The organism is Cellulophaga sp. Hel_I_12, from assembly GCF_000799565.1.
In the GTDB taxonomy this organism is placed as follows: Bacteria; Bacteroidota; Bacteroidia; order Flavobacteriales; family Flavobacteriaceae; genus Cellulophaga.
Genome location: NZ_JUHB01000001.1, coordinates 1,335,846 through 1,347,625, shown reverse-complemented (window position 1 = coordinate 1,347,625; position 11,780 = coordinate 1,335,846). Strand labels below are relative to the sequence as shown.

The 11,780-nt window shown below is 35.0% G+C and carries 11 protein-coding genes; 6 read left to right on the top strand and 5 right to left on the bottom strand.

Annotation, left to right across the window (positions count from 1 at the left end; all coding sequences use genetic code 11):
- Positions 1 to 16: 16 nt before the first annotated feature.
- The 5 genes from GQ45_RS06145 (at position 17) to pyrF (ending at position 4,116) form a co-directional block, all read left to right on the top strand.
- Complete coding sequence (locus GQ45_RS06145) at positions 17 to 226, top strand: DUF4266 domain-containing protein (protein WP_047416028.1); 210 nt, start codon at positions 17 to 19, stop codon at positions 224 to 226.
- Between the two features lie 18 nt (positions 227 to 244).
- Positions 245 to 1,516, top strand: coding sequence for a DUF3570 domain-containing protein (locus GQ45_RS06140; protein ID WP_047416027.1), 1,272 nt, complete (start codon positions 245 to 247; stop codon positions 1,514 to 1,516).
- Between the two features lie 240 nt (positions 1,517 to 1,756).
- On the top strand, positions 1,757 to 2,833 hold the full coding sequence (gene prfA, locus GQ45_RS06135) for a peptide chain release factor 1 (RefSeq protein ID WP_047416025.1): 1,077 nt from the start codon (positions 1,757 to 1,759) through the stop codon (positions 2,831 to 2,833).
- Between the two features lie 64 nt (positions 2,834 to 2,897).
- The gene (locus GQ45_RS06130) at positions 2,898 to 3,269 is read left to right on the top strand and encodes a four helix bundle protein (protein ID WP_047416023.1); all 372 of its coding nucleotides are present in this window, start codon (positions 2,898 to 2,900) and stop codon (positions 3,267 to 3,269) included.
- A gap of 25 nt (positions 3,270 to 3,294) precedes the next feature.
- Complete coding sequence (pyrF, locus tag GQ45_RS06125) at positions 3,295 to 4,116, top strand: orotidine-5'-phosphate decarboxylase (RefSeq protein WP_047416021.1); 822 nt, start codon at positions 3,295 to 3,297, stop codon at positions 4,114 to 4,116.
- Between the two features lies 1 nt (position 4,117).
- Here pyrF and GQ45_RS06120 read toward each other — a convergent pair whose 3' ends face one another.
- Entirely contained in the window at positions 4,118 to 4,309 is a 192-nt protein-coding gene (locus tag GQ45_RS06120; RefSeq protein WP_047416019.1) for a hypothetical protein, read from the bottom strand.
- Positions 4,310 to 4,537: 228 nt separating this feature from the next.
- On the opposite strand from GQ45_RS06120, the gene GQ45_RS06115 reads away from it, so the two are divergent.
- A complete protein-coding gene (locus GQ45_RS06115; RefSeq protein ID WP_047416016.1) occupies positions 4,538 to 5,320 on the top strand; it encodes an alpha/beta fold hydrolase in 783 nt (260 codons plus the stop codon).
- A 48-nt stretch (positions 5,321 to 5,368) separates the two neighbouring features.
- Here GQ45_RS06115 and GQ45_RS06110 read toward each other — a convergent pair whose 3' ends face one another.
- The 4 genes from GQ45_RS06110 to purU all read right to left on the bottom strand — a co-directional run bounded on the left by GQ45_RS06110 (position 5,369) and on the right by purU (position 11,736).
- Positions 5,369 to 6,730 (bottom strand): RagB/SusD family nutrient uptake outer membrane protein, encoded by a 1,362-nt coding sequence (locus GQ45_RS06110; RefSeq protein WP_047416015.1) that lies wholly within the window; start codon positions 6,728 to 6,730, stop codon positions 5,369 to 5,371.
- Positions 6,731 to 6,741: 11 nt separating this feature from the next.
- Positions 6,742 to 9,771: a TonB-dependent receptor gene (locus GQ45_RS06105; protein WP_047416014.1), complete on the bottom strand. Its 3,030-nt coding sequence runs from the start codon at positions 9,769 to 9,771 to the stop codon at positions 6,742 to 6,744.
- 366 nt (positions 9,772 to 10,137) lie between these two features.
- Positions 10,138 to 10,845, bottom strand: a complete 708-nt coding sequence (locus GQ45_RS06100; RefSeq protein ID WP_047416012.1) for a DUF4197 domain-containing protein — start codon at positions 10,843 to 10,845, stop codon at positions 10,138 to 10,140.
- A gap of 39 nt (positions 10,846 to 10,884) precedes the next feature.
- Positions 10,885 to 11,736 carry a formyltetrahydrofolate deformylase gene (gene purU / locus GQ45_RS06095; protein ID WP_081980886.1) on the bottom strand — a complete coding sequence of 284 codons (852 nt, stop codon included), beginning with the start codon at positions 11,734 to 11,736 and terminating at the stop codon, positions 10,885 to 10,887.
- Positions 11,737 to 11,780: the final 44 nt, after the last annotated feature.

The following is an 11,780-nucleotide window of genomic DNA, read 5'->3' as shown; positions in this document are numbered from 1 at the left end:
GAAACCATTTCAGAAAATGAAAAAAATACTCATCTTATTGCTGTTAACTTTTTCTGTCACTTCTTGTGTGGTGGTCAAAGAGTACGATAAAGTATATTTAAACGATGACGAAATGGCGCTGTCGGCTAAAAACATGGAACAATTTGAAACTAATTTTCAAATTTATCGAGAAGCAGCAGCAGGAGCCAACGGCGGAAAAACTGGCGGTGGCTGTGGTTGTAATTAATAGTCATGTACATATACCATGAGAGCACTTTTGTTTTTTAGTTTGATTTTTATGGGTTTTTACACCCATGGTCAAGACACGTCCTATAAAAAAAGAGTTTTAGAAACCACAGAAATTGATGCACTGTTTAGTTATTACGGTCAAGACGGCAATAACGCAGCGGTAACCGGTGGTGATGGTTCTGAAGAATTAACCGATGTTACCTCTTCATTGATCGTACGATTGCCGATGAATGAGGATGATATTCTCACCTTAGATATTGGTATATCGGCATATTCTTCTGCTTCTTCCAGTAATGTAAATCCTTTGGATGGGAACCCCCGTGATCGCGTAAGTCCGTATATTGCTTCTTCGGGTGCTTCACAAGCCGATCAGTTGGTCCATCTAAACCCAAGCTACCAACATAGCTCTGACGATCGAAACAGCATTTGGAATGCAAAAGCCTATGTTTCCTCAGAATATGACTATACTTCTGTAGGTTTTGGCGGAGGATATACGCAATTATTCAATGAAAAAAATACAGAAGTTTCTGCTAGTGCGAACGTCTATTTTGATGCCTGGAATCCGCAATACCCTATAGAATTAAGAGGGGGCTTTTTTGATGATAGAATTTCTGGTCCAGGTGTTTATACTCCTAATTTTACTGAATTTGATAATGTCAATAGAAACTCCTACTCGGTTTCTTTAGGTTTTTCTCAAATATTAAGTAAAAGGTTACAAGGGTCTATTTTCCTAGATGCGGTGTTTCAAAACGGCCTGTTGAGTACGCCTTTTCAGCGGGTTTATTTTGCAGATACCAACGACTTTTTTATTGAAGATTTTCAATTGGCGGATGACATAGAACGTCTGCCAGATACTAGATTTAAACTCCCTATTGGTGGTCGTTTAAATTATTTTTTGAATGATACCTTTATTATACGAAGCTATTATCGCTTTTATACCGATGATTGGGGAATTCAATCTCATACAGCAAGTGTAGAACTGCCAATCAAATTAAGTAATTCGTTTACGATATACCCAACCTATAGGTACTATACCCAAACTGCAGCCGATTATTTTAATGAGAAAGAAACAGCCTTATCTATTCAAAATTTTTATACCTCTGATTATGATTTATCCGCTTTTAAGGCGCATCAATACGGATTAGGCTTGCGTTACAAAGATATTTTTACCAATGCTAAACTACTTACTTTCGGACTCAAAACTGTGGATCTTCGGTTTAGTAATTACAACCGTAGTGATGGTTTAGATTCTTTTATTTTTACCCTAGGAACTACCTTTGTACGCTGAGCTTTTTTTAAATTAAAAATCATAAGTGGAAATTTGAAAACGGTCTAGTGGATACTTAAAGTCATACCAAACAAAGTGCTGAGCGCTGCCTTCTAAAGGCTGCTGACTGCCTATTGAACACTACTTACTACTCACTGTTTACCGAGCACTATTTATTTTCAAAATGGAAGACATCAAATTTTGGTGTATTTATTTAAATGTACAAATTTATTGTAAATTCGCATAAAATATTGGGAGTTCATGTTAGATAAGTTAAATATAGTAAAGCAGCGTTTTGATGAAATAGCGGATTTGATTATTCAGCCCGATATCATTTCAGATCAAAAGCGTTATGTAGAATTAACTAAGGAATATAAAGATCTTAAAGCCTTGGTTGATAAAAGAAGTTTATATATTGAGCTTACGAATAATATGGAAGAAGCTCAAGAAATATTAAGTGACGGGAGTGATCCTGAAATGGTCGATATGGCAAAAATGCAGTTGGAGGAAGCAAAAACTGCAATACCCAAGTTAGAAGAAGAAATCAAGGTGCTTTTAATCCCAAAAGACCCAGAAGACTCTAAGAATGTTGTGGTTGAGGTTAGGGCTGGTACTGGTGGTGATGAAGCGAGTATTTTTGCCGGTGATTTATTTCGTATGTATACGAAATACTGTGAAGCCAAAGGGTGGAAAACAAATGTTATTGATTTAAGTGAAGGTACTAGCGGAGGTTATAAAGAAATTCAATTTGAAGTTACAGGTGAAAATGTTTATGGTACTTTAAAGTTTGAAGCTGGCGTACATCGCGTACAACGCGTACCACAAACCGAAACACAAGGCAGGGTGCATACCAGTGCAGCAACGGTTATGGTATTGCCAGAAGCCGAAGATTTTGATGTTCATATAGAACCAAAAGATGTTCGTATTGATTTTTTCTGTTCTTCTGGACCAGGCGGACAATCGGTAAATACCACCTATTCTGCGGTACGGCTAACGCATTTACCAACAGGTTTGGTTGCGCAATGTCAAGATCAAAAATCGCAACATAAGAACAAAGAAAAAGCATTTCGAGTATTGCGTTCACGATTGTATGATCAAGAATTAGCGAAAAAACAAGAAGAAGACGCGGCGAAACGAAACTCTCAAGTGAGTAGTGGTGACCGTTCTGCAAAAATTAGAACTTATAATTATCCACAGGGAAGGGTTACCGATCACCGGATTGGACTCACCTTATACGATTTGCCCAATATTGTAAACGGTGATATTCAAAAAATTATTGATGAATTAAGCTTTGTTGAAAATACAGAAAAACTCAAAGAAGCATCGGAAATTTTTTAGCACTGGGTACTGGGCACTAGGTATTGGGTTTTAATACTTTTTACTAAAAAGAATATTTATATTTTTGAGAAATTTTAGAGAATTAGATATTTGGAGTCTTGGTGTTGTATTAGCTAAAGACGTTTATAATCTTTTAAAGAGTTTTCCAATAACTGAAAAGTTTGGTTTGGTTTCTCAAATGTCGCGTTGTGCAGTATCTATATCTTCAAATATAGCAGAAGGTTGCTCAAGAGATTCTCAAAAAGATTTTTCAAGATTTTTACAAATAGCCTTAGGCTCATCTTTTGAATTAGAAACTCAATTAGAAATATCAAGACAGTTAAATTTCATAAATGAAACTGATTTTACAGAAATTTTAGATAAATTAAATAGTTTGCAAAGGAGAATACAAGCTTTAAAAAGTTATGTAAATAAAAACCTAGGACCAAACACCTAAAACCCAACACCCAACACCTTTCACAATGACGACCAAGCAAATAATTGACCAGATTCATAAAAAAAAATCATTCCTCTGTGTTGGATTGGATGTTGACCTAAATAAGATTCCGAAACATCTACTAAAGAAAGAAGATCCAATTTTTGAGTTTAATAAAGCCATTATAGATGCGACGCACAAGTACTGCGTAGCCTACAAGCCCAATACTGCTTTCTATGAAGCTTATGGCATTAAGGGATGGAAAGCATTAGAAAAAACTATTGCATATTTGAATACAAATTTCCCAGATATTTTTACCATTGCTGATGCTAAACGAGGTGATATAGGGAATACCTCTACGATGTACGCCAAAGCTTTTTTCGAAGATTTAGGTTTTGATGCGGTCACTATCGCACCCTATATGGGAAAAGATTCAGTAGAACCTTTTTTAGCGTTTAAAGATAAACATAGCATCCTTTTGGCCTTGACCTCAAACGAAGGAGCTTTTGATTTTCAAACAAAATTAATAGATGGCAAAGAAGTATATAAGCAGGTGATTGAAACTTCAAAAACCTACAAAAATGCTGATAATTTAATGTATGTAGTCGGGGCAACGAAAGCGACTTTTCTAAAAGAAATACGTCAAATAATACCCGAAAATTTTCTTCTCGTACCAGGGGTTGGTGCACAAGGTGGAAGCTTAAAAGAGGTATGTAAATACGGCATGAACGCTTCAGTAGGGCTTTTGGTTAATTCCTCTAGAGGCATAATCTACGCATCGTCAGATGAAAATTTTGCAAAGGCAGCCAAGGAAAAAGCAAAGGAATTGCAGCAAGACATGGCGATCGAATTAAGCCAGAGATTTTAACCTACATTTCTTTTAATAATTTTTCTAATTTTTTTGCTTTTGATTCAAAAAAATCGCCCAATTGTGTGTTGGCATATTTTATATTACTAGCCTTATCAATAAAATTTTGGTACAAATACTCCAAGAATGCTATTGATTGTTCTTCAGTATTTAAGGCTTTTACCGTGCCTACTTTACAATATTGCTTTTCCATAATAAATTAAATTTAATATACTTACAAATATACGTGCAGATACTACATTTAGATGTTAACAAATCGTTATAGGTATCTGAAAATCAGCTGTTTTGTATGTATGGCCAAATAAAGGTGATGAATGGTATATATTATCGACAAAAATGTTTATTGTACGTCAATTTTAGGTTAAAAATTGCACCTTGCTTAAATTGAAAAAAAATAAAGTACTTTTACAAAAAAAACCGATTGTTAAGTTATACCAAACATATACATAGTAGTTCTAACAAATGGGTGACGTTTGTTCATGGAGCAGGGGGTAGTTCAACTATTTGGTTTAAGCAAGTTCGTGAATTTAAAAAACACTTTAACGTATTGCTTTTAGATTTAAGAGGTCATGGCAATTCTAAAGCTCATTTCAAAGACGTTTTTAATGATAAATATACCTTTGATTGTATCACCAATGATATTTTAGAAGTTATCAATCACGAAAAAATTCAGAAATCTCATTTCGTAGGAATATCCTTAGGGACTATTTTAATTCGAAATTTGGCTGAAAAATACCCAGAAAGAGTAGAAAGTATGATAATGGGCGGCGCTATTATGAAGCTAAACCTAAGGTCTCAAGTGCTCATACGCTTAGGTGTCATCTTCAAATCTGTGGTGCCTTATATTTGGTTGTATAAATTTTTTGCATTTGTGATTATGCCCAATAAGAATCATAAAGAATCGAGATCTCTTTTTGTTAGAGAAGCAAAGAAGCTATATCAAAAAGAATTTATTCGCTGGTTTAGGCTTACCTCTGAAATTACGCCATTACTTAGATTTTTTAGAATGGTAGACATTAGAATACCTACCTTATATGTGATGGGACGAGAAGACTATTTGTTTTTGCCTTCTATAGAGAAAATAGTAGCCTCACATAAAACCTCACAGCTTTTTATAGTTGAAAATTGTGGACACGTAGTAAACGTGGAACAGCCAATGGTTTTTAACGATAAAGTTATTCAATACCTCACGACTATAAAATAAAAACGACCAAGGGTTAGTTGGTCGTTTTCATTTAAAAAAATACTTTTTTTAATTCGTATACCCTGCGTTTTGAACCATTAATGGGTTGGTATCCATTTCAGTTTGCGGTATCGGGAATACTAATTCATTTGCATTCCAAGCTAAACTACCAATAGAAGTCTGTGTTCTTTTAGCATCATGAAGAATAAAGCCTTGTTCAAAAGCTAGTTCTAACTTACGTTCTAAAGCAAAAGAATTTAAAGTTAATAGAAGTAAAGGAGCTGCAGTTGATCTATTTCGTAAAGCGTTTATTTCTGTTAAAGGCGGTAATCCAATAGCAGTTCCTGCTCTAAAGTTACTTTCAGCTCTTATTAAATGCATTTCACCAATTCTAAAAATAATTAAGTTTCCAAATTGGTTCGTATACTTTAAGGTAAGTCTTATTGAATTGGCAGGATTTATATAGGTAAAATCACCACGTTGATCATTAGGATCAGTAAATAGGTCTAAGTAAGCTTGTTCAATTCTTACATCACCACCTCTACCACCATCAAGTTCTGATGCGTAATGATTAACTAATTGATTCGTCCCCGTTTGGCTTGTAACTTGAAAGGTGAAAATATCCTCGTCACTATCAACATCGTTATTAAATGCTTCTGCGTAGGTCGCCGTCAAAGAATGACCACTATTTTGCAGCACGTCATGTGCGGCATCTCTCGCAGCAGGATAATTTCCTTGTTGAAAATATACTCTAGCTAAAAGAGCCTGGGCAGCATATTTATCAGCATAAAAAGTATTACTTTCTGGTAAAAGGTCATAAGCGTCAGTTGCATCATTGATTACTTGGGCATATACCTCATCAACCGTGCTTCTAGCTATTTCAGATCTTGTAGAGTAATCAACAATTCCGACTAAACGTAATGGAACTCCTGCTTGTGTATTGGCTTGGCCAGAAACATAAGGTGCTCCAAAATTGCGTACCAAATCAAAATAATTAAGGGCTCTTAAAAATTTTGCTTCTCCTTCAATTCTGTTTTTTTCCTCTTCACTACTCGTTACAGTCGCTATGTTATCAATAACCAAATTAGTTTGGTTGATGGTTTCATAAGCATTAGACCAAACACCATCTACAAACCCATTATCTACTAATAATTGTTTGGTAAACGCTTGCCTAGGGTCTATAAATGTACCTCTCCAAAAAGATTCATTCGTTGCGCCTAACATATTTGTCATTAGCTGAAGTCTACCGCCATAAGTGGCTTGTTGACCTGCTTCTTCATAAGCACCTACCAGTATACCTGAAATATTGGCTTCTGATCCAAAGGCTAATTCTCCGGGTATATTATCGGTTGGATTGACTTCTAATTCGTTCTCGCATGATGTTAGCAAACCTATTGATAACAACACAAAAAATATTTTATATAATTTCATAATTTCTAATCTTAAAAATTAACATTAACACCTATTGATATAGTCTTGGCAGGAGGCGCAGAATAAAAGGTCTGACCTGGGCTGTTTTGACCTTCCACATCACTTCTAGCTTCTGGGTCTTCAAAAGGGTAATTTGTAAATGTTAAAAGGTTTATAGCTGTGGCATAAACTCTCAATTTAGATATTTTCATTTTTTCTATAACTTGAGAAGGTAAGCTGTACCCTAAACTTAAATTTCTCAACCTCACAAAATCAGCTTTAGCCAAAAATCTAGTGGATTGGGCTGAGCCATTACCTCCAAATAGTCGGGCCTGTGGAATATTGGTGATATCACCTGGCTGTTGCCATCTATTTAATTGGTCAATGCTTTGGTTGTCATAAAAATCACCATTAACTGATTGAAAACGACCACCGTTATTGTATATACTTGCACCCCATTCCCCTTGGAAGGTAAATGTTAAATCGAATTTTTTGTACAAAAGTGTGTTTGTTAAACCAGCAATAACTTCAGGAAAAGGATTCCCAGCCACAATTCTTTGTGCTTCATTAACATTATTGGTCGTTTCTTTGTTTAAAGAACCATCTGGGTTTTCTGTATTAAGAAAGTATAAAGCGTCTCCATTATCGGGATCAACTCCTGCATATTCTCTCAGATAAAATGCTGCAACAGATTCACCCACTCGGTTAATATTTAATCCGTTTACAATATCTGCGTTGTTGTTCGGTAAAGAAGCTAATTCAATAATATTATTGCTAATATTGAAATTTGACGACCAACTAAAGTCTTCTGTAGTTATATTTTTTGAATTTAAAACAAATTCAAAACCGTGACTTTCTAAGGTACCAATATTTTGATTAATACTTGCCGCACCAGAACTAGGGATTAATGGAACGCTAAATAATAAATCTTCCGTATTTTTTTGGTAGTAATCTATTTCTCCTGAAAGAGCACCATTTAAAAAACCAAAATCAATACCAATATCAGTTTGTGTGGATGTTTCCCAAGTTAAGTTATTGTTACCTGGCTGAACAGGCGCTATACCTGGTCTTTGGTTATACGAAACTCCAGAAAATAAAAATAAGGATGGATAATCACCACCAATATCGGCATTACCCAATTGTCCCCAGCTACCTCTTAATTTTAAAAAGGACAAAGCTTCAAAATCTTCTAGGAAAGTTTCATCAGAAAGTATCCAACCTGCCGAGAAAGCAGGGAAAGTACCAAACCTTTGGTTTTCACCGAATCTAGATGAACCATCGCGTCTAACACTGGCTTTAAATAAATATTTTCCATCTAAATCGTACGTCGCTCTAGCAAAATAGGATAAAAATGTACTTTGTAATTGAACACCAGTACCAGCAGTAATTTCCGCTCCACCACTTACGGTAGATAAATCATCAGATGGAAACTGTTGGCTAGTTACACTTGTAATTCTTCTATTGTATTTGATAAATTCTGTACCTACTACAGCATTAAAATTATGCCTTTCGTTAAAAGACTTATCAAAAGTGGCGTAGTTACTATAGGTATAGCTTTCAGAATTTAAATCGGAAGCAAAAGCTTCTCCATTTGTAGATTGGAAAAGAGCTCCGGACCCTCTAAAATTATCTTCAGTCTGAGCAAAAAGATCATAAGAAAAATCAGAATTAAGTTTAAGGCCTGGAATAAAAGTATATTCTCCAAAAACTTTACCGACAGTTCTTCTGATAATAGTCTTAAAAAAGGCGTTTTCAGCGTCTAGTAAAAAGTTTCCGTAAAGTGTTCCCGGATTAGGCGATCCATCTGCTAATCTCGCTGGTGATAGTGGTGATTGTGCAATAGCTTGTAAAGGTGTAGCAAAAGCATTGTCATTCGCAATCCTATCTATTTCTGTTCTAGAGAAACTTAAGTTCATTCCCGCTTTAAATTTATCAGAAAATTGATGACTTACATTAGTTCTTGCATTTGCTCTTTCTAATGAGTTATCTCTAATAATACCAGTCGTATTGTTATAGGCTCCTGAGAAAAAATAAGATGTTTTAGCATCCGCACCCGAAACAGAAAAATCAGCATCTGTTTGGTAGCCATCTTGAAAAGCCTCTTTGGACCAATCGGTATCAACTTCTCTTGTTCTCCAATCCGTATCTCCAGCTAAAAAATCAAAAGTAGCTTCAGCTTCATCGATGCCGTCTACCGGACCCAATCCATTGATGGCGGCTTCAGTAAATAATTCTATATATTGCTCTGTATTAAGCCACTTTCTAACATTGGTAGGTTCACTAAAACCTTGAGAAAGGTTAAATGTAAATTGTGCTTTTCCTTGTTTACCTCTTTTTGTAGTGATTAATACTACACCATTGGCACCTCTAGCACCGTAAATAGCGGCAGAAGAAGCATCTTTTAAAATGTCTATGGATTCAATTTCATTAGCACTTAAGGTTAATAATGGATTTGTTTGCGCTCCATTACCAATAGCACCAATATCGCTTGTTGGGTCAATTAAAGGGATACCATCTAAAACATATAAGGGTTGTGTGCCTCCACTTACAGAAGCAGCTCCTCTTACTCTAATATTTATTCCTCCTTCAACCTTTCCATTGGTTTGCGTTACTTGAACACCTGCTGCTTTAGCAACAAGTGCATTTTGAAGGTTTGGATTCGGCACTTCGGAAATATCAGAAGAAGTTAATTTTGAAATATTGTCAGTTAAATTTCGCTTGCTTTGCGTACCATAACCAACTACTACAATTTCATCGAGTTGCGATGCATCTTCTTGCATTATTACATCGATTACAGAAGAGGCATCAACAGTTTTTTGTACTGTTTTTTGCCCTAAGAACGAAAATACTAATACGTCACCTGTTGCAGCAGAAATGCTGTAATTTCCGTCGAAATCAGTTTGTGTTCCCGTTGTTGTGCCTTTTAGCAAAACATTCACTCCTGGTAATGGCATTCCTGCATCATCAGTTACGTTTCCTGTGATTGTCTTTTTTTGACTTATAGCGGCCTGACTTAAAAGTGCAGCCAAAATAATCAATAATAAATTGAGTTTTGTTTTCATTTTTTTATTTTGAATTTATACAGCTAAAGTCTTAAAAAAAAGTTAAACAAACAAGAAATCATTAACAAAACATTTTGATTCTTTACAGAATCGTATGTTTCACAAAAAAAGCACTCATAAAATCTTTGAATTGCATTAATTTACTTTTTTTTAAAAGTATTCATAATGAACTTAAAATAAAAAAACCGGTGCTCCCACCGGTTTTAGACTAACTAACTCAAAAAATTACTAAACTCAAATATTGTTTTCAAAAGTAGTACGAAACCTGTTTTCTAAAGTTACCTAAACATTAGCAAATAGTTATCTATACTTCTAATATCTTAACGCAGTTTTTTTAAATTTAGTATTTTAGCTTTTAATAAATTACTATTCATCTTGAAGGGCAAAAACTTTTTGTAACAAAGTTGTAGTTCGTGATGAAGCTTTTGTTCTAATTTCTTGTTCTTCTACTGCAATCATAGTAAAGACTCCATTTAAGGCTTCTTGGGTTACATATTCGGTTAAATCTGGATTCACTTTAGACACAAACGGAATGTTGTTGTACCTATTAATAAGGTTACTCCAAATTTGGTCGGCCCCAACTTTGCTAAATGAATTGCCAATAACGGGTTTAAAAGAATCATACAATTTTGATTCGGTTGAAGATTTTAAGTAGCTTGTAGCGGCGTTATTTGATCCTAACAATATTTGCTTGGCATCGTTAAATGTAATTTCTTTTACAGCAGCCACAAAAATAGGGGTAGCTTCTTTCACGGCGTCTTCAGCGGCTCGGTTTAAAACTTTTAAGCCTTCATCAGCTAAATTTCCTAAGCCAATTTTTCGCAATGAGTTGTCGACTTTTTGCAATTCTTCTGGAAGTATTATTTTTACTAATTCGTTTTTAAAAAACCCATCCTCCTGAGTCAATTTCTGAACTTGCTTATCGATGCCAAAATTTAGCGCTTCTCTTAGGCCATTCGCTATTTGGTCATTGCCAATAGTGCCGCCTTGCGGAAGTTGATTAACTACTTGCTGCAGTTCTGCACAACCTAAAAAGAAAAAACAACTGCTGATGACCAATACTTTAAATTTCATTGTATTATTTTTTACAAAGCTATAGTTAATTTTAAAACCTTACGAAAATATTACGGTTTTGTTCTGATACACCATAGTTTTTCTTTGAATGTGCAATTTTACAGCTCTTGCTAGAACAATTTTTTCTAAATCTCTGCCTTTGGCAATAAAATCTTCAATGGTATTTGTATGTGACACTGCAACGATGTCTTGCCCTATAATGGGTCCGGCGTCTAAGGCTTCTGTTACATAATGGCCAGTGGCTCCAATAATTTTTACACCGCGTTCATAAGCCGCATGATAAGGTTTTGCGCCAGCAAAGGCAGGCAAAAAGGAGTGGTGAATATTGATAATTTTATACGGAAACTCGTTGATAATCTTATTCGTTACGATTTGCATGTAGCGTGCCAATACAATAAAATCTATTTGATATTTTTGCAATAACGCTAGTTGTTGATTTTCTGCTTCCTCTTTGGTGTTTTTGGTAACAGGTATGTGGTAAAAGGGAATTTGAAATTGCTCAGCGACATACGCTAGATTTTTATGATTACTGATAATAAAGGGAATCTCCACCGCAAGCTCACCAGAATTAAACCTGCTTAGTAAATCATATAAACAATGGTTGTATTTAGATACGAATAAGCCCATTTTAGGTTTTTTATCATCCGTATGAAGACTCCATTTAATAGTGAATTTTTCAGCTAAATCAGTACTAAACTTTTCTTTAAATTCGCTGATACTAAACTTTTCCTCTGAAAATTCACTTTCCAAGCGCATAAAAAGTTCGTCAGATTCTTTGTCTACGTGCTGATCAATGTAAATAATGTTACCGCCTTGCGCATGAATAAAGCCAGTAACGGAACAAATTATTCCAGATTTGTCGGGGCAATGAATCAAGATAGTTGTTTTCAAGATGTAGTTTTAAGATGTAAAATTATGGTATTGAAAACGATAGC

Bases quoted from the DNA above. Each gene is read 5' to 3' on its own strand.
- GQ45_RS06145 (WP_047416028.1), top strand. From the start codon at position 17: ATGAAAAAAATACTCATCTTATTGCTGTTAACTTTTTCTGTCACTTCT.
- GQ45_RS06140 (WP_047416027.1), top strand. From the start codon at position 245: ATGAGAGCACTTTTGTTTTTTAGTTTGATTTTTATGGGTTTTTACACC.
- prfA (WP_047416025.1), top strand. From the start codon at position 1,757: ATGTTAGATAAGTTAAATATAGTAAAGCAGCGTTTTGATGAAATAGCG.
- pyrF (WP_047416021.1), top strand. From the start codon at position 3,295: ATGACGACCAAGCAAATAATTGACCAGATTCATAAAAAAAAATCATTC.
- GQ45_RS06120 (WP_047416019.1), bottom strand. From the start codon at position 4,309: ATGGAAAAGCAATATTGTAAAGTAGGCACGGTAAAAGCCTTAAATACT.
- GQ45_RS06110 (WP_047416015.1), bottom strand. From the start codon at position 6,730: ATGAAATTATATAAAATATTTTTTGTGTTGTTATCAATAGGTTTGCTA.
- GQ45_RS06105 (WP_047416014.1), bottom strand. From the start codon at position 9,771: ATGAAAACAAAACTCAATTTATTATTGATTATTTTGGCTGCACTTTTA.
- GQ45_RS06100 (WP_047416012.1), bottom strand. From the start codon at position 10,845: ATGAAATTTAAAGTATTGGTCATCAGCAGTTGTTTTTTCTTTTTAGGT.